Origin of the sequence: Streptomyces typhae (genome assembly GCF_009755605.1) — a bacterium.
Classification (GTDB): Bacteria; Actinomycetota; Actinomycetes; order Streptomycetales; family Streptomycetaceae; genus Streptomyces; species Streptomyces typhae.
In genome coordinates this window covers 1-21,292 of record NZ_WPNZ01000034.1, presented here as the reverse complement: position 1 = coordinate 21,292, position 21,292 = coordinate 1, and the positions used below count along the sequence as shown (strand labels likewise).

At 68.7% G+C, this 21,292-nt stretch carries 25 protein-coding genes; 8 read left to right on the top strand and 17 right to left on the bottom strand.

All coding sequences use genetic code 11. From position 1 onward, the window contains the following. The first annotated feature begins 107 nt into the window (after positions 1-107). Positions 108-1,271, top strand: a complete 1,164-nt coding sequence (locus tag GPA10_RS38660) for a lipid II:glycine glycyltransferase FemX (protein WP_157169512.1) — start codon at positions 108-110, stop codon at positions 1,269-1,271. 71 nt (positions 1,272-1,342) lie between these two features. Here GPA10_RS38660 and GPA10_RS38655 read toward each other — a convergent pair whose 3' ends face one another. The 8 genes from GPA10_RS38655 to GPA10_RS38620 all read right to left on the bottom strand — a co-directional run bounded on the left by GPA10_RS38655 (position 1,343) and on the right by GPA10_RS38620 (position 8,247). Next, a complete protein-coding gene (locus GPA10_RS38655; protein WP_157169511.1) occupies positions 1,343-2,758 on the bottom strand; it encodes a UDP-N-acetylmuramoyl-tripeptide--D-alanyl-D-alanine ligase in 1,416 nt (471 codons plus the stop codon). 243 nt (positions 2,759-3,001) lie between these two features. Continuing rightward, positions 3,002-3,625, bottom strand: a complete 624-nt coding sequence (gene vanX, locus GPA10_RS38650) for a D-Ala-D-Ala dipeptidase VanX (protein WP_157169510.1) — start codon at positions 3,623-3,625, stop codon at positions 3,002-3,004. Then, positions 3,618-4,685, bottom strand: coding sequence for a D-alanine--(R)-lactate ligase (vanA, locus tag GPA10_RS38645; RefSeq protein ID WP_157169509.1), 1,068 nt, complete (start codon positions 4,683-4,685; stop codon positions 3,618-3,620). Before vanA ends, vanX begins: the two co-directional genes overlap by 8 nt. Beyond that, positions 4,678-5,670: a D-isomer specific 2-hydroxyacid dehydrogenase family protein gene (locus GPA10_RS38640; protein ID WP_198351835.1), complete on the bottom strand. Its 993-nt coding sequence runs from the start codon at positions 5,668-5,670 to the stop codon at positions 4,678-4,680. The genes vanA and GPA10_RS38640 overlap by 8 nt, the downstream gene beginning before the upstream one ends. Positions 5,671-5,798: 128 nt before the next feature. Continuing rightward, entirely contained in the window at positions 5,799-6,878 is a 1,080-nt protein-coding gene (locus GPA10_RS38635) for a sensor histidine kinase (protein ID WP_157169508.1), read from the bottom strand. Next, positions 6,871-7,020 carry a hypothetical protein gene (locus GPA10_RS38630; RefSeq protein WP_157169507.1) on the bottom strand — a complete coding sequence of 50 codons (150 nt, stop codon included), beginning with the start codon at positions 7,018-7,020 and terminating at the stop codon, positions 6,871-6,873. Before GPA10_RS38630 ends, GPA10_RS38635 begins: the two co-directional genes overlap by 8 nt. A gap of 130 nt (positions 7,021-7,150) precedes the next feature. Continuing rightward, positions 7,151-7,522 (bottom strand): hypothetical protein, encoded by a 372-nt coding sequence (locus GPA10_RS38625; RefSeq protein ID WP_157169506.1) that lies wholly within the window; start codon positions 7,520-7,522, stop codon positions 7,151-7,153. Next, positions 7,519-8,247, bottom strand: coding sequence for a TetR/AcrR family transcriptional regulator (locus GPA10_RS38620; protein WP_157169505.1), 729 nt, complete (start codon positions 8,245-8,247; stop codon positions 7,519-7,521). Before GPA10_RS38620 ends, GPA10_RS38625 begins: the two co-directional genes overlap by 4 nt. A gap of 70 nt (positions 8,248-8,317) precedes the next feature. On the opposite strand from GPA10_RS38620, the gene GPA10_RS38615 reads away from it, so the two are divergent. Continuing rightward, positions 8,318-8,980, top strand: coding sequence for an O-methyltransferase (locus tag GPA10_RS38615; protein ID WP_157169504.1), 663 nt, complete (start codon positions 8,318-8,320; stop codon positions 8,978-8,980). A gap of 70 nt (positions 8,981-9,050) precedes the next feature. On the opposite strand, the gene GPA10_RS38610 is transcribed toward GPA10_RS38615, so the two are convergent. Continuing rightward, the gene (locus GPA10_RS38610; RefSeq protein WP_058852538.1) at positions 9,051-9,653 is read right to left on the bottom strand and encodes a TetR/AcrR family transcriptional regulator; all 603 of its coding nucleotides are present in this window, start codon (positions 9,651-9,653) and stop codon (positions 9,051-9,053) included. Positions 9,654-9,751: 98 nt separating this feature from the next. On the opposite strand from GPA10_RS38610, the gene GPA10_RS38605 reads away from it, so the two are divergent. Continuing rightward, positions 9,752-10,534: an MBL fold metallo-hydrolase gene (locus GPA10_RS38605; protein WP_157169503.1), complete on the top strand. Its 783-nt coding sequence runs from the start codon at positions 9,752-9,754 to the stop codon at positions 10,532-10,534. A gap of 48 nt (positions 10,535-10,582) precedes the next feature. Here the strand turns inward: GPA10_RS38605 and GPA10_RS38600 are convergent, their stop codons facing one another. Genes GPA10_RS38600 through GPA10_RS38590 form a run of 3 tightly spaced genes read right to left on the bottom strand, consistent with a single transcriptional unit; the run spans position 10,583 to position 12,114 of the window. Further along, positions 10,583-11,203 carry a dihydrofolate reductase family protein gene (locus GPA10_RS38600; protein WP_157169502.1) on the bottom strand — a complete coding sequence of 207 codons (621 nt, stop codon included), beginning with the start codon at positions 11,201-11,203 and terminating at the stop codon, positions 10,583-10,585. Further along, positions 11,203-11,730 (bottom strand): SRPBCC family protein, encoded by a 528-nt coding sequence (locus GPA10_RS38595; protein ID WP_157169557.1) that lies wholly within the window; start codon positions 11,728-11,730, stop codon positions 11,203-11,205. Before GPA10_RS38595 ends, GPA10_RS38600 begins: the two co-directional genes overlap by 1 nt. 42 nt (positions 11,731-11,772) lie before the next feature. After that, entirely contained in the window at positions 11,773-12,114 is a 342-nt protein-coding gene (locus GPA10_RS38590; RefSeq protein WP_157169501.1) for an ArsR/SmtB family transcription factor, read from the bottom strand. A gap of 391 nt (positions 12,115-12,505) precedes the next feature. On the opposite strand from GPA10_RS38590, the gene GPA10_RS38585 reads away from it, so the two are divergent. Further along, complete coding sequence (locus GPA10_RS38585; RefSeq protein ID WP_058852542.1) at positions 12,506-13,426, top strand: endo-beta-N-acetylglucosaminidase H; 921 nt, start codon at positions 12,506-12,508, stop codon at positions 13,424-13,426. A gap of 371 nt (positions 13,427-13,797) precedes the next feature. On the opposite strand, the gene GPA10_RS38580 is transcribed toward GPA10_RS38585, so the two are convergent. Then, positions 13,798-15,591, bottom strand: a complete 1,794-nt coding sequence (locus GPA10_RS38580; RefSeq protein ID WP_343041803.1) for a bifunctional serine/threonine-protein kinase/glutamate ABC transporter substrate-binding protein — start codon at positions 15,589-15,591, stop codon at positions 13,798-13,800. Between the two features lie 203 nt (positions 15,592-15,794). On the opposite strand from GPA10_RS38580, the gene GPA10_RS38575 reads away from it, so the two are divergent. After that, positions 15,795-16,292: a hypothetical protein gene (locus GPA10_RS38575; RefSeq protein WP_157169499.1), complete on the top strand. Its 498-nt coding sequence runs from the start codon at positions 15,795-15,797 to the stop codon at positions 16,290-16,292. A 136-nt stretch (positions 16,293-16,428) separates the two neighbouring features. Here the strand turns inward: GPA10_RS38575 and GPA10_RS38570 are convergent, their stop codons facing one another. The 3 genes from GPA10_RS38570 to GPA10_RS38560 form a co-directional block, all read right to left on the bottom strand. Continuing rightward, positions 16,429-16,935 carry a DinB family protein gene (locus GPA10_RS38570; RefSeq protein ID WP_157169498.1) on the bottom strand — a complete coding sequence of 169 codons (507 nt, stop codon included), beginning with the start codon at positions 16,933-16,935 and terminating at the stop codon, positions 16,429-16,431. Positions 16,936-17,187: 252 nt separating this feature from the next. Next, the gene (locus GPA10_RS38565) at positions 17,188-18,060 is read right to left on the bottom strand and encodes an NAD(P)H-binding protein (RefSeq protein WP_157169497.1); all 873 of its coding nucleotides are present in this window, start codon (positions 18,058-18,060) and stop codon (positions 17,188-17,190) included. Then, positions 18,053-18,421, bottom strand: coding sequence for a VOC family protein (locus tag GPA10_RS38560; RefSeq protein ID WP_157169496.1), 369 nt, complete (start codon positions 18,419-18,421; stop codon positions 18,053-18,055). The genes GPA10_RS38565 and GPA10_RS38560 overlap by 8 nt, the downstream gene beginning before the upstream one ends. A gap of 64 nt (positions 18,422-18,485) precedes the next feature. On the opposite strand from GPA10_RS38560, the gene GPA10_RS38555 reads away from it, so the two are divergent. Both GPA10_RS38555 and GPA10_RS38550 read left to right on the top strand, forming a co-directional pair. Further along, positions 18,486-18,944, top strand: coding sequence for a MarR family winged helix-turn-helix transcriptional regulator (locus tag GPA10_RS38555; protein WP_157169495.1), 459 nt, complete (start codon positions 18,486-18,488; stop codon positions 18,942-18,944). 102 nt (positions 18,945-19,046) lie between these two features. Next, positions 19,047-19,205 (top strand): hypothetical protein, encoded by a 159-nt coding sequence (locus GPA10_RS38550; protein ID WP_157169494.1) that lies wholly within the window; start codon positions 19,047-19,049, stop codon positions 19,203-19,205. Here the strand turns inward: GPA10_RS38550 and GPA10_RS38545 are convergent. After that, complete coding sequence (locus GPA10_RS38545; RefSeq protein WP_343041802.1) at positions 19,200-19,793, bottom strand: YbhB/YbcL family Raf kinase inhibitor-like protein; 594 nt, start codon at positions 19,791-19,793, stop codon at positions 19,200-19,202. The two genes, GPA10_RS38550 and GPA10_RS38545, sit on opposite strands and share 6 nt — an antisense overlap. A 274-nt stretch (positions 19,794-20,067) precedes the next feature. On the opposite strand from GPA10_RS38545, the gene GPA10_RS38540 reads away from it, so the two are divergent. Next, complete coding sequence (locus GPA10_RS38540) at positions 20,068-20,724, top strand: tetratricopeptide repeat protein (protein ID WP_157169493.1); 657 nt, start codon at positions 20,068-20,070, stop codon at positions 20,722-20,724. Positions 20,725-21,292 lie beyond the last annotated feature (568 nt).

The window sequence follows — 21,292 nt, the reverse complement described above, 5'->3', positions numbered from 1 at the left end:
CGTGCGCGCGCGCCGCCGCGCACCCGAGCGGCGCGCGGCGGCGCGTATGCCCGACGTATCGAAAAGCGGATACGCGTCGGCAACACAGCGCCGACTTGGCTGGCGCCATGTCCTACCACGAACTCGCACCCACGTCCCTGCCCGCGACACCGACCGTCGCGCCGATCAGCGACGCCGAGCATCTGGCCTTCGTACGGGAGCGGCGGTCGGTGAACTTCGCGCAGACCCCGGCGTGGGGGCGGGTGAAGACGGAGTGGGGCAGTGAGTCGCTCGGATGGTTCGCCGGAGGGCGGCTGGTGGGGGCGGGACTGGTCCTGCACCGGCCGGTGCCGGGGCTTGCGCGGTTCACGCTCGCGTATCTGCCGTGGGGGCCCGACATCGACTGGTCCGGATGGTCCGGGAACATCGGTGCGTGGCTCGACCCGCTCGCGGCCCATCTGAAGGCCCGCGGCGCGTTCGCGATCCGGCTGTGCCCGCCGGTGCGGACGCACACCTGGGACGCGGCGCAGGTCAAGGACGGCGTGGCCGATCCGGGCGTGCGGCGGCTCACCGGACTTCCCGGGGGTCACGTCGAACCCGTCGGTATCGAGGTGAGCCGACGGCTCCGGGCGGCGGGGTGGGTCCCGCAGAGCCCTGAGGACGGGTTCGGCGCCGGGCAGCCGCAGTTCACGTACGAGGTGCCCCTCGCGGGAAGGTCCGAGGACGACGTCCTGAAGGCCATGAACCAGCAGTGGCGGCGCAACATCAAGAAAGCGGCGAAGGCGGGGGTGGAGGTGACGGTCGGTGCCGCGTCGGACCTCGCTGCGTTCCACGAGCTCTATGTGCACACCGCCGCCCGTGACGGGTTCACACCGCGACCGCCTGCGTACTTCGAGACAATGTTCGCGGAGCTGAGCGCCGAGGACCCCGGGCGGATCGTGCTCTATCTGGCGCGCCACGAGGGCGATTTGGTGGCCGCCACGATCCTGGTGCGGGTGGGCACGCACGCCTGGTACGTGTACGGCGCCTCCTCGACCGCCAAGCGCGAGGTGCGCGGCTCCAACGCGTGCCAGTGGGCCATGATCCGCGACTCCCTGGCGGCGGGCTGCGACGTGTACGACCTGAGGGGCATCACGCCGACACTCGACGCCGCCGATCCGCAGGTGGGCCTGATCCGGTTCAAGGTCGGCACCGGCGGCAGGGCGGTGCGGTACGTGGGGGAGTGGGACCTGCCGCTGCGGCCGCTGGTCTACCGCGCCTTCGACCTGTACATGCGGCGGCGCGGGCGCTGACCGCAACACACGTCGGTGCGGGCGCTGACCGCACACACGGCGGTGCGGGCGCCGAGTCCGGCGCCGCACGGTCACCCGAGCGCGGCGGCCACCTCGTCGAGGCGGGCGCCGCGCGACGCCTTGACGAGGACGATGTCGCCGCCGGTGACGATCCCGCGCAGCCAGGCGACCGCCGCTCGGTTGTCGGTGAACGCGACCGCCCGGTCTCCCGCCGCGTCGGCGGCGGGGCGGGCGGTTTCACCGATGACGGCCACCAGGTCGGCGCGCGCGGCCGCGTACGCGCCCACCGCTCGGTGCTCGGCCTCGCTGTCGGCGCCGAGCTCCAGCATGGAGCCGAGTACGGCGATACGGCGGCGGCCCGCGACGGCTGCGAGGGCGTCCAGGGCGGCGCGGGTGGAGTCGGGGTTGGCGTTGTAGGTGTCGTCGAGCAGGGTCGCGCCGCAGGGCAGGGTGCGGAGCTCCATGCGCCACCTGGACAGTGAGGCGGTGCTGAGAGCCACTGCCGAGGTGAGCAGCGGAACGCCGGCCGCGAGCCCCGCCGCGGCGGCGGCTGCCGCGTTGAGTGCCTGGTGGGCGCCTGCCACGGGCAGCGCGACGCGGGCCGATGCGCCGGTGGCGCGCAGGGTGAAGGTCGCCCGGCCCAGGCGGTCGAGGACCAGGTCCTGGACACGCACGTCGGCATGTCGGGCGCGACCGAAGGTGAGGACCGGGCCGTCGGTCAGCGCGCGCATCGCTACGACGCGGGGGTCGTCGGCGTTGAGGATCGCCGTGCCGCCGGGTGCGAGGCCTTGGACGAGTTCGCCCTTGGTCCGTGCGATGGCCGCGCGGGAGCCGAACTCCCCGATGTGGGCCTGCCCGACGTTGAGCACGATCGCGACGTCGGGTGCGACCAGGCCGGTGAGGTGCGCGATGTCGCCGATGTGACGGGCGCCCATTTCGAGGGCGAGGAAGCGGGTGCGCGGGTCGGCACGCAGCATGGTCAGGGGCACGCCGAGCTCGTTGTTGTACGAACCGTGCGTGGCCACGGTCGCCCCGGCGCTCGAAAGGACCGCGGACAGCAGGTCCTTGGTGCTGGTCTTGCCCTGCGAGCCCGTCACCGCGAGGACGGTCAACCGCTCGCGCAGCCGGGCCACGGAGTGGGCGGCGAGTGTCTGGAGAGCGGCCGGTACATCGTCGACGACCACGGTGGGGAGCGCCGTCGCCCGTGAGCCGAGCACGGCGGTCGCACGGGTGCGGTCGGCGTAGTCGTGGCCGTCGACATGCTCACCGGCCATGGCGACGAAAAGACCGCCCGGTTCGCCGTGCCGACTGTCGAGAACGGCCGGCGCACTCACACTTACACGGGCGTCGCCCGCGACCCGGCCGCCGACGAGCGCGGCGATCTCGGCGAGGGACAGGGGGTGCGGGAGGGGGAGCGAGGCGAGGTGCCGGGGTAGCGAGGTGAGTTGGCGGGGGAGCGAGGTGAGGGGCGGCTGGCTCTGAGTCATGGCTTCAGTCAACGCGGCGACGCGTTGCCCGCCCGTATGCGGTTCTTCATACGTCGGCGATACCGGTGGGCCACGGTGGGTGGCTGTCCTTGCCGCGCGGGACCCGGTGCCGGGCCGAGGCTCCGGACGCCGAGTGACAGGGCCGGTCCGGGCCGGTCCGGGTTCGGCCCGGACCGGCCGCCGGAACCCCGCCGTCCTCACCCCAGGCCCATGTCTGTCCTCACCCCAGGCCCGTGTCCGTCCTCACCCCAGACTCACCTGGGTGATGGGAAAGTCGAAGTAGGTGTCCGGATAGGGCTCGTCCTTGAGCGTGTAGTGCCACCATTCGCAGGCGTAGGAGCTGAATCCGCTGCTCTCCATGATGCGGCGAAGATGTCCGCGGTTGTCCGCCGAGGTCCGCGAGATTGCTTCCGCGCCGTGGTGCGAGACCGAGTCCATCAGATCGTGGTCGCCGCCCATGTCGGCGAGCTCACCGCTCTCCAGGTGATACAGCGTCAGGTCTACGGTGCTGCCGCGGCTGTGGCCCGACTTGGCGGCCACATATCCGTGCTCGAACATGTCGGGCCGGTCGATGCGGGGATAGTGGCGTTGCTTGGTACGGCCGTCCTCCGGCTGCTGCGACCAGTGCCGGAAGGAGTCCACGGCGCGCTGCGGGCGGTAGCCGTCCCAGAGAAGCAGGCCGAATCCGTACGAGGCCGCCTCTTCGCGTGCGCTCTGCAGGGCCGCACACAGGGCGCGGGTGCCGACGATGCGATTGGCCAGATATCCGGCGACCGGCTTGCCGGTGAAGTTGTCCCACGTGGCGTACTTGGCGTCCCAGCGGACCCCCGGCATGTACTCGTCCACGAAGACGAAGTCGTTACGCATCGGCGTGCTCCGTCGAAGTCAGCGACCGGGCGAGCGCTCCGGTCACCAGGCGGTCGATCACTTCGGACAGCGGAATCCCGGCGGCGGCCATCATCCTCGGATAACGGCTGTAGGAGGTCATGCCGGGGAAGGTGTTGATCTCGTTGAGGACGATCTGTCCGTCGTCCTTGAGGAACAGGTCCACGCGGGCGAGTCCGCTGCAACCCAGGGCGCGGTAGACGGCCTTGGCCGCCTCCTGGACGCGGGCCCGGGACTCCGGCGCTATGTCGGCGGGGACGATGGGTGTCGAATTGTCGGAGCCGGCCTCGGGGGTGTCCTCCTGATGGATCCGGAAGAATCCGTGGGAGAGGGCGATACGGTCGACTTCTCCCACGGTCAGGTCCGTTCCGGCGCCCAGGACGGCGCATCCCACCTCGCTGCCGACGACCGCCTCCTCGACCAGGACTTTCGTGTCGTACCGCCGGGCGACATCCAGTGCGGCCGCCAGTTCTTCCGCGTTCGCCACCTTGCTGACCCCGAAGGACGAGCCCGAGCGGGCCGGCTTCACGAAGACGGGATAGGTGAGCCGGCGGGTGTCCATGGCCTCGCCCGCCGCGACCGTCCGGAATTCCGGTGTGGCGACACCGGCGCTCGCGGCCACGAGATAGGCGAGGGACTTGTCCATGCCCAGCGCGGAACTCTGCACGTCGCAGCCCACATACGGAATTCCGGACAGTTCGAGCAGGCCCTGGATCGCACCGTCCTCGCCGAGCCTGCCGTGCAGGACGGGCAGCACCACATCCAGGCTGATCGTCTCGTACTTCCCCTCATCGAGGACGAGCAGTCCGCGCACGCCGCGGTCCGGGGACAGCACGGCAGGACGGTGTGCGTGCTGCTCCCAGTCCGTGGCGGGGCCCTCGCAGAGTTTCCAGGCACCGTCGCGCGTGATCCCGATGAAATGCGGCTCGTACGTGTCCGCGTCGAGGTTCCGCGCGATCTCCTGCGCGGACTTGAGGGAAATGGGGTGCTCCTCCGAGCAGCCTCCGAAGAGGATCCCGACCTGGAGCTTGGTCTTAGACATGCTGATTCCTGCTTTCGAATTCGAGGCAATTGATGATCGAGTTCTCGACCGTGTCGCTCAGGGCACGATCCGTGTAGTACGCGGTGTGCGGACTGATGAGCGCGTTCGGCATTTCCTGCAACCGCAGCAGAGCCTTGCTGTCGATGGGTGCGTTGCGTCGGTCGGCGTAGAAAACGCCTTCCTCGCCCTCGACGACGTCGAGGGCGACACCGCCCAGGTGTCCGTCCTCCAGTGCCGCGACCAGCGCGGTCGTGTCGATGAGGCCACCGCGCCCGGTGTTGACCACGAACGCGCCGGGTCTCATCCGCCGGATGCGCTCACGGTCGAGGAGATGGTGGGTCCCGGCGTTGAGCGGCGCGTGGAGTGTGACGACATCGCTCGACCTCAGCAATTCGTCGAGCGACACCTCGTCCTCGTCGCCGGGGCGGCCGAACGTGTCGGCACGACTCCGGTACGCCAATATCCGGCATCCGAAGGCGTGCAGCCGCTCCATGACGGCCGTGCCGATACGCCCCGTTCCGACCACGCCGACGGTCAGGTCGCGCAGCTCTTTCCCTCGTACGTCGTGCAGCCGGTAGTCGTGGCTATCCGCGCGGCGGACGGTGGACTTGGCGTGGCGTACCGCCATCAGCAGCATCATCACCGTGTAGTCGGCGACACTGTCGGGGGAGTAGCGGACGTTCCCGACGGAAATGCCGACGCGATCCGCGTAATCCACGTCGATGTGGTCGTACCCGATGCTCCTGGTGGAAATGTAGGAGACGCCGACTCGGCTCAGCGCACGAAGTGTCGCCGGGGTGATCCGGGTCTTGTGTCCGACGCTGATGCACCGGTTTCCGGATGCGAGGCGAGCGGTGTCCTCCGACACCGCGGATTCTGTGATCGTCGGCGTCACTCCGCGTCGGGGTGCCAACTCCCGGAACCGTGCGGCCTCGTCCCGCTCGCATCCGAAAGCGGTGATTCCCACTGGTTCGCTGTAGGTCATGCCTCCATTCAAGGAAAGAGGCTGTTGCCGGTGCGTATGAGGTTTTTGATATGTCGCCGATACGGCGGGCTGACCGCCGCGGAGGCCCGCTTGCGCACCCCTGCCAGGACCGTGGTCGAGTACGCGGGTTAGGTACGCGCGGGCAGCTGCACCGTGATGCGCAGGCCGCCGGTGTCGCGCGGGGTGAGGGTGAGGGTGCCGTCGTGCGCACGGGTGATGGTGGTGACGATGGCCAGGCCGAGCCCGACGCCCGTCTGGTCGGCGTGGACGCGCTCGGTGCCCCGCTGGAAGGGTTCGGTGAGCGTCGAGACCAAGTGTGGCGTCAGTCTCTCGCCGGTGTTCTCGACCGTGAGCATCACGGTGCCGGGGTGGGTGCTGGTGGTGACCCACACCATGCCGTGTCGGGGCAGGTTGTGGACGATCGCGTTGTGCACGAGGTTCATGGTCAGTTGCAGCAGGAGCGCCGGTGATCCGCTCGTTGGCGTGATGTCGCCGTGGGTTTCGAGGATGACGCCGTTCTTCTCCGCGAGGGGCAGCAGCGTTTCGGTGGCTTCCTCCGCCATGAGGGACAGGTCGACCTGTTCCGGGGTGAAGGACCGCTGGCCGGCTCGGCTGAGCAGGAGCAATGCCTCGGTGAGGTCGATCGCCCGGGTATTGACGGCCTGGAGTCGGCCGAGGACCTCGCCGGTGTCGCGTGCGGGGTCGGTGCGGGCCACGTCCAGAAGCGACTTCGAGATCGCCAGCGGGGTGCGCAGCTCGTGCGAGGCGTTGGCTGCGAATCTCTGCTGCTCGGCGACGTGCGCTTCGAGCCGTTCGAGCATCGCGTCGAAGGCGTCGGCGAGTTCACGAAACTCGTCCTGGCGGCCCGGCAACCGGATCCGGTGCGAGAGCGATCCGGTGGTGGCCGTGCGGGTGGCGCTGGTGATGTGAGCCAGAGGGGCGAGCATGCGGCCCGCGAGGATCCATCCTCCCAGGAGGCCGAACACCAACAGAAACCCGATGACTGTGAGTGCCAGCGGTGCGAAACCGCGTACGAAGGTGGTGCCCGGAGTCGCTCTCCAAGCGCCCTCTTCGTTGGTTTGCAACCAGCCCTCGCGCAGCAGGAACACCCCGATGGCGGCGAGCAGCAAGGTGCCGGCGAGCATGAGGAAACCCGCGTAGCTGAGCGTGAGCTTGAGGCGGACACTCAGTCCAGGCGCTCTATCCATGGTTCCCGCCCCCGTGTCCGGTCTGCGGCTGTACCCGGGCCGGAGGCCGGACGACGCGTCCGGCGATCTCGCCACCGCAGGGGCCGGGGACGACGTCGCGTTCGAGGACGGCGACGTCGTAGCTGGCGGTCATCACACGCATGCCTCGATATTACGAGCGGGTACCTATCGTCGGCGTCTCAAAAACCGCCCACACGGTCCTCACCGGCGCCCGCAGACGCCCTCCTCACGACGCCACATCCCCTCCACCCGTCGTCGCACCACTGCCCTCGTCAGGCAGGGACGAAGACGTCCTCGTGCGCACCGTCGAGGATGAACCCGTTGTCGAAGCGGACCCGCACGCTCACGCGAGGTGCCCGTTCCTGGAAGGCGGTCCACGCCGGTTCCAGCGAGCCGACCTTCTCCTCGAGCTGCCTCCTGCTCTCCGTGGGCATCTGGCTTCCGAAGGTGTCGAGCAGCGACTTGAGCCGCTCGTACTCGCGCACGTCGTCGCTCTCCTCCTGACGGCCGACCACCTGCTCGACGACCCCGCCGGTACCCGCCGCCAGGGACAGGAACCCGACGACGGCCCCCGACACCTCGGCCGAATCGGTCAGCGGGGTATCCGCTGCCAGCACCACCCGCTGGCCCGCCTCAAGAGTCATCTGCTTCCCATCTTTCCTGTGTCGGCTGCATCGCCTGTGTCGGCTCCATCGCCTACGTCGGCTGCATCGATCGGGTCCGCTACATCCGTGAGGTCCGCGACGCCCAAGCGGCGCAGGAACGCCTCGACGAGCCGGTCGGTGAACGCCTCGTCGACGGGCTCCGCCGTGACCAGGACGCGATGGTAGACGGGGCCCACGAGTTGGTCGATCTCCGCCGCTATGTCGAGTCCGGCGGGGAGCCGGCCGCGTTCGACCGCGCGTTCCAGCGGGAGCCGGTCGCGTCGGCGCTGCTCGTCGAGGTACCCGGCCCGCAGCGCGGCGGCGAACGCGGGATCGTGCTGGGCGTGCCCGATGAGGGCCTTGAAGACGGCGCCCGCGTCGGACCGGGTGAGGAACAGGGCCAGTCGGCGCAGGTGAGCGCGCAGGTCCTGCCCCAGGTCGCCGTGGTCCGGCGGGGTCAGGGCTTCGGCCGCGTCTTGGAGGAAGGCGTCCAGAAGGACATCGGTCTTGGTCTTCCACCAGCGGTAGACGGTCTGCTTGGCGACACCCGCACGAGCGGCGATGCCCTCGATGGTGACGCCGGTGAAGCCCTTCTCGACCAAGAGGTCGTCGGCAGCCTCCAGCACTGCCTGCCGGGCCTGTTCGCTGCGGCCGTGCCTGTTGCCGTGATGGCGTGCCGCCGGTTCCGGCCCGGCCGCCGCAGCGGCCGTGCTTCCTCGTCCCATGTCTGCCTCCCGGGGTCAGAGTAGGCCAGGATCTCTAGACGCTACGCAACGGTGCGTCTAGTCTAGGGTCATGTCACCCACCAGCACTCTCGAAGACCCCCGCGTCGCCTCCGCCCTCGACCGGATGTTCCGCTGTGCCGAGCAGGACGACGCGACCAGCAGCCGGATCCGGGCGGCACGGCCCGAGGGCGCCGAGCCCCTCGGACCGCAGGAGCAGGCTGACGCCAAGGCCGAGGTGTACATGCCGATCTCCGCTCAGGGCGGCCGCCTCCTCTACAACCTGATCCGGGCCGCCCGCCCCGCCACGGTCGTCGAGTTCGGCACGTCCTTCGGTATCTCCACGCTCCATCTCGCCGCCGCGGTGCGCGACAACGGGACGGGGGAAGTGATCAGTACGGAACTGAGCGCCGCCAAGGCCGCGGCCGCCCGCCGGACGTTCGCCGAGACGGGTCTCGACGACCTGATCACCGTCCTCGAAGGGGATGCCCGCGAAACCCTCGCCACGGTCTCCGGCGCCGCGGGCTTCGTCCTCCTCGACGGCTGGAAGGACCTGTGCCTGCCCGTCCTGCGCCTCCTCGAACCGCGCCTCGCACCCGGCACCCTCGTCGTCGCCGACGACGTCGACCTGCCGGACCTCGCGCCGTACCTCGACTACGTCCGCGACCCCCGGAACGGCTACCAGAGCGTCACCTTCCCCGTGGAGGACGGAATGGAGATCAGCTGCCGTCTCTAACCTGTGCGCCGCCGTGGTCAGCTGCGTCTGAGACGTGACGCGCCCGGCCGGTGCCCGGTCCGGCGCTCGGTCACGACTGGTCCATGGCCCGTTCGATCGCGCGGCGGGCCCGGCCGGCGGCCGTGGGGTCGTGCTGGAGCTGCATGGCGGCGTTGAGTGCCAGACCGGCAGCGACGATCTCGAACAGGGCCTGATCGACGTCGAAGTCCGCGGGCAGCTCGCCGCTCTCCACCGCGGCGGCGAGATCCGCCCGCAACTGCCGGCGCCAGCGTGACCACACCTCGGCCACGGCGTCGCGCACGGGGCCAGGGCGTCCGTCGTACTCGGTCAGCGCCGCGGTCATCAGGCAGCCGCCTGGCAGCAGTGGCGTCTCCAGGTAGTCCACGGAGTTGGCGCACACCACGCGCAGCCGCCGCAGGCCCGGCGGCCGGGCCAGCGCGGGCTCGACCACACGGTGCCAGAAGTCCACGAACGCCTTGTCGAGGGTGGAGATCTGCAGCGTTTCCTTGGTGCCGAAGTGTTTGTGCACCCCGGACTTGCTCATCTGGAGCTCCTCGGCGAGCCGGCCGATGGTGATGCCGTCGAGGCCTTCCTCGGAGGCGATCTCGGCGGCACGGTCCAGGATCCGGCCCTTGGTGGCCTGCGCTTCGGCCGCTGAGCGTCGTGGTGACATACGGCGAGGATAGCGTACGAGCGTTCGCTATTGATTTAGAGAACGCTCGTACGCTAAGTTCGGCGGCACCACCGATCATCGACGCCGAGGAGCACGGGATGCGGGTACGACGACTGGGCTGGGCCGGACTGGAGATCGAGGCGGACGGCCGTCTGCTGTTGATCGACTTCGTACGAGACCTCTCACCCCTGTTCACGGGGTGGAAGTCCGACAAGGGACTGGCCGCACCGAGCGGCAAGGCGACTGCCGCCCTGGTCACCCACCTGCACCGGGACCACACCGACGCGTCCGCGCTCGCGGAGACGCTCATGCCCGGAGCGCCGGTGCTGCGCCCGGCGCCCGGTCACGGCGACGACATCGACAACGTCACGACACTGCTGGCCGAGCGCGAGCTGGCCGAACACCACCTGGCCGCCGAGGTCGTGGACATCTGGTCCACCCGCGACATCGGACCGTTCCACGTCACCGCGCTCCCTGCCGTCGACGGGCTGGGGGACCCGCAACTGAACTGGCTGGTGGAGGCCGACGGGCAGCGGATCTTCCACGGCGGCGACACCATGTTCCACGGCTACTGGTGGCTCATCGCCCGCTGGTTCAGCCCCGTCGACGCGGTGTTCCTGCCCGCCAACGGCGCGGTCGTCGACGCGCCGCACCTGCAACCGCCGAGCCCGGAACCCGCCGCCATGGACCCGCGGCAGTCCGCGACGGCCGCCGAGATCCTCGATGCCCGGTACGCGATACCGATGCACTACGAGCCCGAGCAGCCCGACAAGATCGCGGGCTATGCCGAGGTCGCCGACCCGGAGAAGGAGTTCCGCACGCACACCGGGCGGCGGGGACGCGTGCTGCCCGTGGGGGAGTGGCTTGACTTGGCCGGATGATCGCCGGAACGCGACGACCGTCGGCGCCCCGCTACCGTCGACGCCCCGTCATCGTCGGCACACCGCGTAGGTCAAGTGTGTAACCCGCGCCGACGACTCCGAACGGATCGGCTCCAACGCGACCCTGGAGGCGTCCACACCGTCGAACAGGCGGATGCCGGAGCCGAGAAGCACAGGCGACAGCGTGATCGAGAACTCGTCGACCAGGCCGGCGTTCAGGTACTCCAGGATCGTCGCGCCGCCGCCCGCGATACGGACGTCGCGGTCACCGGCGGCCTCACGGGCCGCCGCGAGCGCGGTCTCGACGCCGTCGTTGACGAAGTGGAACGTAGTACCGCCGGGCCGCTCCCACGGGGCGCGTTCGGTGTGCGTCACGACGTGGACCGGAGTGTGGAAGGGCGCCTCCTCCGGCCACATCTTCTCGCCGGCGTCGAACATGCGCTTGCCCATGATGCTCGCCCCGGTGCGCTCGAACGTCTCCCGCGCGATGTCGTTGTCGCGGCCCTCCTCACCGCCCTCGCCCAGCTTCAGGTTCTCCCGGAAGAACCGCAGCGGGAACACCCACTGCTGGAGCTCCATCCATCGCTGCCCCATCAGTCTCTCGGGCGGACCGGGCGCGATGAAACCGTCCAGGGACATCGTCACGCTGAAGAACACCTTCCCGGCCATCAGCCCTTCGCTCCCTTCCGTACGAGGTCCGTCACGTACGCAGCGAGGCTGTTCAGGGTCTGCCGGCCGCCCTCGACCGCGTGGTACTTCTCGACGGCCTCGTCACGCAGCTCCTTGGTGCGGAACACCGTGCGCATCTCGATCCGGGTCGCCGCGCCGTCCGGCGCGAAGGCAAGGACCGACTCGATGGCGTTCGGGTCGTCGCGGGTCTCACCGTGCAGCAGCGCGATGCGCTGCGGCGCCGCGATCTCGGTCCAGGTGATCCACTCCTGGTAGTCGGTCCCGTCCGGCCCGTGCAGGACGAAGTCCCACACCCCGCCGACGCGGAACTCGAAGGACCGCGTGGTGGTGGAGAACCCCTCCGGTCCCCACCACTGCGACAGGTGCCGCACCTCGGTGAACGCCTCGAACACCAACTTCTGCGGGGCGTCGATGACTCGGGAGATCACCACCTCCCGGTCGGCCGTCTCGGACTGCGCCGGCGCTGCTCGTTCCGTCGCGGGCTGTGCCGTCGTTCCTCGTTCCATCGCGCGCTGCGCCATCGTTCCTCGTTCCGTCGCGTTCATCGGCTACTCCTCTTGCTGTGCCTGCTTGAGTTCCTGCACGTACGCGTCCAGCCGGTCGAAGCTCTCGTTCCAGAACTGTTCGAACCCGCCGGTCCACTCATGAACCGGCCGCAGCCCACGGGCGTCCAGGCCGTACAGGCGCTGCTTCCCCGCCCCCCGGACCCTGACGAGACCGACCTCCCGGAGCACCCGCAGGTGCTTGGACGCGCCCGGCTGCGTCATCCCCAGCTCCTGGGCCACCTCGGTCACCGGCCGCTCGCCCGCCCGCAGCAGCACCAGGATCTGCCGGCGTTGCGGCTCGGCGATCGCGTTGAAGACGTCGGACGTCGTTGCTGCTCGTGCCATGGCAACAATCATATGCCGATATCGGAATATGACAAGCCGGGGGAGGTCGGGGCGGGGGTCTCGGGTCTCGGGCTTGGGTCTCGGTGGGCGCGACGCGCCACCCGCTGGGGGCAAGGCGTTCGAGGTCGGCGGCAAGCTCAGGCACCCGCCCTGCGCGGCGATCGGTGCGACCCCGTATCGGTCGGTCAGGTCCTCGTGAGTCGAGCGTACGTGCCCACCAACTGCCCCCGCCTGACCGAGTGTGCGCAATGTGGCGTGACGTGCGGAGGAGTCGTGAAGAGATTGCGTGCGCTTCTTGGGGTTCGGTCACAAGAACGGAAAACTCGGAGCGCTCACTCGGCGCCTTCGAACAGGTCGGGCGCCGAATCACGCGATGGGAGACCGATCAACGATGTTCACTCTGGTGCGGAGCAGAGTGCGGACGGCCGCACTCGCGCTCTCGGCAGTCGCGGCCCTCGCCTTCGGCGCCACCGCCCCGACGGGCGCGGCAGCAGCGGCCGACGCCCCGGTGAAGCAGGGACCGACCTCGGTGGCGTACGTCGAGGTCAACAACAACAGCATGCTGAACGTCGGCAAGTACACCCTCGCCAAGGGCGGCGGCAACGTCTTCGACGTCGCCGTGATCTTCGCGGCGAACATCAACTACGACACGTCCAAGAAGGCGGCGTATCTGCACTTCAACGAGAACGTGCAGCGCGTCCTCGACAACGCTGTCACACAGATACGGCCCTTGCAGCAGAAGGGCATCAAGGTCGTCCTCTCGGTGCTCGGCAACCACCAGGGCGCGGGCTTCGCCAACTTCCCCAACCAGCAGGCGGCTTCCGCGTTCGCGAAGCAACTGTCGGACACCGTCACCAAGTACGGCCTCGACGGCATCGACTTCGACGACGAGTACGCCGAGTACGGCAACAACGGAACCGGCCAGCCCAACGCCAGTTCGTTCGTCCACCTGGTGACGGCGCTGCGCGCGAACATGCCCAACAAGATCATCAGCCTCTACAACATCGGCCCGGCCGCGTCGCGCCTCTCCTACGGCGGCGTCAACATCTCGTCCAAGTTCGACTACGCCTGGAACCCGTACTACGGCACCTGGCAGGTCCCCGGCATCGCACTGCCCAAGTCGAAGCTCTCGCCGGCGGCCGTCGAGATCGGCCGGACCTCGCAGAGCACGACCGCGTCCCTCGCCCGCCGCACTGTCAGTGAGGGATACGGCGTCTACCTGACGTACAACCTCAACGGCGCCGACCGCAGCGCCGAGATCTCTGCCTTCACCAGGGAGCTGTACGGCAGTGACGCCGTCTACAAGCCGTAAGGCGCCAACTGCAAGTCGTAAGGCGACAGCTGTAAACCGTAAGGCGCCAGCTATAGACCGTAAGGCGACAGCGCGAGCGTGCCCTGGCGTGCGGTGCTCTCTGGGGGCGTACCGCGGCGTCGTTTAGTGCTGTGATCGTGCGGGTCGCCGATCCGACAACGATGTCATCCCGTACGGTGCAGTCAGCGGCCCTCGGTTCAGCCGAGGGCCGTTCGGCTGTCGCGGTGTCGCGGTGTCGCGGTGTGGCGGTGTCGCCGTGCCGCGGTGTCGCCGTGCCGCGGTCAGCCGCCACCGACTCCCGCTTCCGCCAGTGGTGCCGGGATGTCCCGCAGCCTGCCGCCCAGTCCGTATGTGACTCACCCGGTCGGTGGTCAGCCGGTGGTCGACGTCGTCGTGGTCCGTGCGGGAGGTTGGGCGTCGTAATTGATGACGCCTCCCAGATGGGCGGTGGCGGACTTCGCCCAGGAGCCGTCCGCGATCATCTGGTCGATGGCGGTGTCGATGTCGTCGCGGAGTTCCTTCTGGCCTTTGGGTACGCCGACGCCGTACAGGCTGTCTCCGCCGAGCTCGAGCCCGGCCAGTTGGTAGTCCCCGGGCTTTCCGCGCTGGGCGGCGTATCCGGCGAGGAGGGAGTCGTCGGCGGTGACGGCGTCGACCTGGCCGTCGTCCAGAGCGTCGAGGCATCTCGCGTACGACGGATACTCCACGAGTGACGCTCCCGGCGCCTTCTCCCTCATGACCTGCGTCGAGGTGGTACCGAGGACCGAGCACAGCTTCTTGCCATCGAGGGCGGTCATGTCCGGGGCGGGGGCGGCGGTGCGGAGCAGGAGGTCCTGGCGGGCCGAGAGGTAGGGCTTGGTGAAGTCGACCTCTGCTTTGCGCGCCGCGGTGATCGCAAAGGTGGCGACGACGAAATCGACCTCACCGCGTCGCAGAAGGCTCGTGCGCTCGGCCGCGGGCGCCTCACGCCACGTGATGTCCTCCTTCTTGACGCCGAGTCGGCCGGCGACGTAGCGGGCGACGTCGATGTCGAACCCCTGGTAGGTCCCGTCCTGGGTGCGTGTACCCATGCCCGGCCGGTCGCCCACGACGCCGATGGTCAGGCTTTTCCGCTTCTTCTGGCTGCCGGGGCCCGACGTGGTCGGGGTACTGGACGCGGTCGGGGTACTGGACGTGGGCTGGGCCGGTGAGTCGTCCGCGGTCGCGCCGTCGTCTTCGCGCGACAGCGTCCATCCCAGGGTGCCGAGGGCGACCCCGGCGACGGTCAGGGCAGCCGTGGCCGCCCAGGGGATGCGGCGGCGCTGCGGTGGTGCGAGCGTCGGCGTTGCCTCGCCCAGTCGCTGGTACGGCGGGAACTGCGCAAGCGCGTAGGTGGTCCCGCACCGCCGGACGATCTCGGGCGGATCAGGCCTTTGCGCTGGTTCCCGGGCAACGCACTGCCGTATGAGTTCCGCGAGAGCGGGCTCCACACCATCGAGATCGATCTCGCCGTGGACCACCCGGTAGATGACGGCCGGCCACTCCCCGCCACCGTACGGGGGCCGACCGGTCGCGGCGGCGGCGATCGTCGCCCCGAGCGCGAACACGTCCGCGGCTGGGCCCGCCTCGCTGCCCAGCAACACCTCGGGCGCGGTATAGCCGGGAGTGCCCGGCATCTGGCCGGTGCGTGTGAGCTGGGTGTGCTCCGCGGTACGGGCGATACCGAAGTCGATCAACTGCGGTCCGCCCGGAGCCAGGATGACGTTGTGCGGCTTCACGTCTCGATGTACCACCCCATGCGCGTGCACTGCGGCCAGTGCCTCGGCCAGGGCCGCGAACAGCCCCCTGCACAGCGCGGGTTCGAGGGCGGCGCCACGTGACGCCTTGAGTAGGGTCGGGCCCGGTACGAACTCCGTGGCGAGCCAGTACGGCGGCGAGTCGAGGCGAGCGCTGACGAGACGAGCGGTGTAGGGACTGCGTACCGCCCGCACCGTGTCCACCTCGCGCCGGAAGCGGGTCAGGACGTCGGCTTCCTCCGCGAGATCCTCGCGAATCACCTTGATCGCCAGCTGCATGCCGCCCGGCGAGCGCCCCAGATACACCCGCCCCATACCACCGCTGCCCAGCCTGGCGAGCAGCGTGAATTCTCCCAGGCGCTTGGGGTCCTGGCGTCTTAAGGGCTCCACACCCGTCACTCTGGCACAGGGCCGCGTACGACGTATGCGGAAGGCTGCGATCCTCATTCCGCCGTAGAGCACACGACGGTCAGGCCTCCGCCCTGGCGGCGCCCGATCATGTGTTGCCGATTACGCTTCGCGTCCTGCGTACACAACTGGGCTGTGGGCGGCGGGCGCCGGGCGCCGGGAAGTGGTGTTGAGAGACTTGAGCCATGGGATCTTGGGGTGTGCTGGGGCCGGCGTTGTTGTCGCTGGCGGGCGTCGTGCTGGGTGTGGGCGGGTCGTTGTTCGGCCAGCTCTTCGTCTCGCGCGCGGGTGCCCAGCAGTTCGAGGTGGAGGCATCGGCGGCGCACCGGGCGCAGCTCAGGGAAGCGGTTCTGGGGTTTGTGGCGGTTGCGTTGCGGGTGGAGAAGGTGGCTTTTCCGGACTCGCGGGGCGACGGCTCGGTGTCCGGGGCAGGGCCTGCGCCTGTAGCCGCGTGCGTGCCTGGTGAGCTTCTTCATGAACTGTGGCTTGCCCAGGCGGGGGTCGATCTGGCAGCTGGAAGCGAGGCTTTGCGGGGTGCGGCCTATCGGTATGCGCGGTGTCTTGCTGAGTCGGCTGGGGGTGAGGCATCGGATGAGGCTGTACTGCGCGGAGCGCAGGTGGAGTTCATGGACGCCGCGTACGAGGACATGTGGCCGGGGCGGCCCAGGGTCGCTGCGGGGTGAGAGGAACGCACGCTCCTGCGGCCGCCGTGGCCTGAAAGTCGAGATTTGCCTCGCTGTTGAGCGGATCCGGCCGCTGAGCGGATCCGGTGACTGAGCGGCCTCGCTGCCGATTGGGCCTGTTGGCCGCCGACTGAATCTAGTTGCCGGTTGTGCCGTCGAGCATCTCGCGCAGGATGTCCAGGTGGCCGTTGTGGCGGGCTGTCTCCTCGATGAGGTGGTGCAGGATCCAGCGCAGGTCGACGTGGAGGCCGCTGCGGATGGCTCGCTGGGCCTGCTTGTCCAGGTCGTTTACGGCGACCAGCTCGCGGTAGCGGGTGCTCTGCTCGGTGTACTCGTCGAGCAACTGAGCGAGCGGAAAGTCGACGGCGATCCGCATCTCGCGGTCGGGATCCTCATCCGTCATGGGAGCCTGGTCCTCCTCGCCGAGGAAGACCACCTGGAACCAGTAGTACTCGACCCAGCGGAGATGGTTGATCACGCCGCTCATGGTCATCAAGGGTGAGCCCGGCAGGAGCGCCTTGCGGGCGTTCTCCTCGGAGAGCCCGTCGCACTTGGCGCGTGCGGTGTCGCGTGTGTAGTCGAGAAACGTGGTGAGCTGGGTGCGCTCGTCCCACGCGGGTGGTGTGTCATTGATTCTGGTCATCGCGCGAAGCGTCCCTGATCATAGCCACCCGTGTCGAGGCATTTACCCGAGCAGTGGTGTCCGGTCGGGGCAGCGTTGATCCAGATCCGCGGATCTGGATCGAGCCGGATCGAGCCAGATCGAGCCGGATGGGAATTGAGATCGGGATCGGGATCGAGATCGGGGGGAGGGGGCGGCGCGAGCTGTGGGTGCCGATCCGCCTGCGCCGACCCCGTCCGTCACTCCGCGGTCAGTCCCTCGACAACCCCGTGGTCAGTCCCTCGACCACTCCGCCGTCAGTCCCTCGACGAGACCGGTCGTCGGCCTGCCGAGGAGTCGGGAAAGATCGTCTCCGACGCGAGCGAAGACCCCGGCAGCGATGGTTTCGTCGAGACTCACCAGGAAGCGGGCCAGCCCGCTGTCCATCCCCGAACTGACGAGCGCCGCCTGCAGTTCCTCGGGGGCGACGGGACGGTAAGTGACCTCTCGCTCCAGCACGACCGACATCGCCTCGGCTATGTCGGCGTAGGTGAAGTCCGTGTCGCCCGAGAGGCTGTAAGTGACGTTGTCGTGCCCGTCTGTCGTGGCGACGACGGCCAGCGCCTCGGCCAGATCCTTCCGGCTGGCAGCCGCGACGACGGCGTCACCGGTCGCCGCCGCCAGCACGCCGGTGAAGCGAGGACCTGCCAGTGCCTGGATGTAGTTCTCGATGTACCAGGTGTTCCGCAGGATCGTGTACGTCGCACCGGAAGCGGTGAGAGCTTCCTCCGTCGCTCTGTGATCCGCGTTGATCGCGAACCGGTCGTCGTCTGTTCGGACTCCGCTGGTGTAGTAGACGTGCCGGACGTTCGCGCTCTTCGCAGCAGCCTCGATGACCGACTCGTGCTGAGCGAGGCGATCCGGGTCCCTGCCCGAGATCAGTACGATGTCCGAGTGTCGGGCAACCAGTTCTGCGACGGCGGCCGAGTCCGCCAGATCGACGGCAGCCGTACGGAACCCGGCGGAAGCGAGTTCCCCGAGGCGCAGCTGATTCCGACCGGCCGCGGTGATCGTGTCGGGCTTGATGTCCCGGGCGCCCAACGCGTCCAGGAAGTGGCGACCCAGTGCCCCGGTAGCCCCGAAAACCAGGGTGCCTGCCTCAGACACGGTCGTGGAGGGTGATCTGGTAGCCGTCAGGATCGGCGAAGGTGAAGGTCCGGCCGAAGGGGCCGTCGATCGGCGCGGAGACGATGGTGTGCCTGTCGGCGACGAGAGCATCGTGGATGGCCTGGACGTCCGTGGCGTGGAGCCAGATAGCGGTACCGATGCCGGGCTGGGCAACGGACGCGAGGTCGGTACCGGGAACGATCTCGCGGACTGCGAAGGCGATCGGCTTCGTCTCGAAGACGACGGCGTGGGGAGGCCCGGCCTGCGAACGGACGAGGCCGAGGTACTGCTCGTAGAACGCCTGTGAAGCGGCGAGGTCACGCGCTTGCAGCGAGATGAAGTCGGGACCGGTTGCGGGCATGGTGGTGCTCCTCCTCTTGATGTCAGGACTCTGACACATCTCCAACCTATGTTAGATTCCTGACATGAGTCAAAGCGGTGCCGGCGTCGACCTGGAGAAGTCCCTGGGCTACCTGCTGAAGGAGGCGTCGAGTGCCCTCCGCGCAGCCATGGAAGAGGTGCTGCGGCCGCTCGGGATGAACGTGACGCGCTATGCCTGCCTGGAGTTGTTGGCTCAACGGCCGGGCTTGTCGAACTCCGAGCTCGCGCGCGGCGCGTTCGTGACACGACAGTCGATGAACGTGCTGCTCCAGACCCTCGAACGCGAGGGACACGTGACCAGACCGGCGGAGGCGCCCGTAGGAAGGACCCTGCCCACGCGGCTCACGCCTCGGGGCCGACGAAGCCTTGAGGAGGCGTCCGTGGCGGTCCGGTCGGTCGAGGTCGGAATGCTGGCCGGTATGAGCGAGGCCGAGCAGTCGGAGGCGTTCCGGATCCTGCAGAGCATGAGCCATTCGCTGTGCGATGGCAGCGGAGGTGCATAGCTCGCGTATTCCTCGCGTACTTCTCGACGGCTATTCCTCGACGATCAGCACGCTGCACGAGCGTGAACCGCGGCGGGGGGCAGTCGATCGGGGGAGGCTTGCTTGCCGGAGGAGCGCAGGCTCGATGCTGTGTGGCGCGCCGTCCTGCCGCGTTCGATCGATGGGGAGGCGGAGCGGCAGGGCGGCACGTATGTCGGCACGCACGTCTGCACGCGTGTCGACACGCCCGTCGACATGCATGTCGGCACGGCAACGTTATGACTCGCCGGTGATCCTGGCCGAGCCGATCGACGCCGCGGTGATCGCCCTGGCGGCGGTCTGGGTCGACGAGTTGGAGTTCAGGTTGCTCAGTGACGACTGGTTGAGCGCGTGGACGACGAACTCGTAGGTGTTCACCGTCGAGGGCGAGCATGGCCCCTGATAGCCGTAGAGGCTCGCGCTGCCACGGTAGTAGACCTGCCTGGCTCCCGCCGGCACCGAGGGCCGGTACTGGTGGTCGACGTTCTGAGGAAGCGAGGCCGTGCTCGCCGGGATGTCGTAGATGACCCAGTGGATGAGGTTGGCGTTGTCGAGGTCACGCATGACGATCGCGTAGCTCTTGGCGGCGGTCGGTGCGCCCGACCAGGCCAAGGGCGGTGACTCATTTCTCTTCGCGGGGTCGTTTCCTCCGCCGCTGGTGCACTCGTGGACCTTGGGGATGACGCCACCGTTGGCGAACGCGGTGCTGGACAGGGCGAACGCGCTCCGGGGTGTCGATGGCGCCGACGAGGTCGACGAAGCGGTGGCTGGCGAGAGGCCGACGGCTCCGGTGACGAGCAGAGCGCACAGCGCGATTTTTGCACTTCTCACTGGAGGCTCCCGAGGAAACTGGAGGTCGCTTGGGTTCCGTGGCGAGAGAATGATGTTCGTGCGGCACAACCACCCTATGGAGCAACAGTTCTGATGTCATGTCACTCAGTGACCTGATCGATGTACTTTTCGCTTCGGGGCCGGCCGCTGCTGCTGAGGGCAGGTCGTAAGGGTCCTCGGCAGGGGCTGGCACGCTCGCTGACAGGGATCGGGTGCCAACACGCTCAACACCGGGGGCCGATACGCGCAGCATGCGGGCCGATACGCTCACCGCATGACTGTGGACGAGCGGATCGAACGGGCTCAGTTCCTTTACGAACGCGCCGTCTTCGGCGGCGACAGCGCGGGGCTCGGGGACGCAGACCGTGGCCTCGACGCGGTCGAGGCCGATCTGGCTCTGGCGCGTGGCCGGGTGATCCACGCCCGATTCCTGTCCCTTGAGGATCGAAGCGAGGATACGAGGGAACTGGAGCTGTTCCAGCGTGCGGCGGATCTCTACGAGCAGCTCGGTGAGGCGCGGGGTCAGGGCGAGGCGATGCTGTGGATCGGCATCTTCCACCAAGTGGTGCGTGGCGACACCGAGACCGCGCTGCCCGCATTCAGGCGTGCCCTTGACCTGGCCACCCGGGTGGACGACCGGCTGACCATGTCCTACGCCCTGCGGCACCTCGGCATTGCCGACCACATGGCCGGCAACCTGGACGGTGCCCGCACACACTTGGAAGAGTCGACCCGCCTGCGACGCGAGCTGGGGTTCCTGCCGGGAGTCGCGGCCAACCTGATCGGCCTGGCCTATCTCGCTGCCCAGTGGGGAGGGCGGGGCGAGGCGACCGCGCTGCTTGAGGAAGCGGCGGAGCTGGCGCGGAGCACCGATTCCCATGGCGTGTTGCGCTGGGCAGAGGGGGCGCGGCAGGAACTTGCCCTGCTGTGACTTGGTGACGGCTGGGGCCGTTGGCCGTTGGCCGTTGGCCGTTGGCTGGGTGCTGGGTGCTGGGTGCTGGGTGCTGGGTGGTGGGTGTGGCTCTTTGTCGAGTACGTGCCGGGGCGGGCTTTCTGGCGGTTGGGGTGCGGTTGCTTTGTTGTCTGTTTAGTGGGGCGGTGAGGGGACGGTGAACGTGACGGTGACGATGGTGTCGTCGACTGTGACCGGGCCGGGGCGGTGATCGACCGCCGATGCGGCACGGTTTGGGGCAAGCGCCAGGCTGAACGGCTTGTGGCCGCCGAGGCCTTGGACATCGACTACTTCTGACGGGATCGGCGTCAGTTCTTACTTTCGCAGGAGTAGAGGGCCAGTGGTTGGGGGGGCGTTCTTGGTTGGTGTGGTTGCCGGTGTGGGTGTGGCGGCTCCTGGCTGGTGCTGGTGGGTGTGGGGGTGTGGGTCGTGGCGTCCCTCGTGCGCCGCGGCCTGTGGTGTGTTGGGGGGGCTGTCGTGGTTGCTCTTGTTGTTGGTGGGTTGCTGTTGCTGGTGGGTTGGGGTTGGTGGGTTGGTGGGTTAGGGG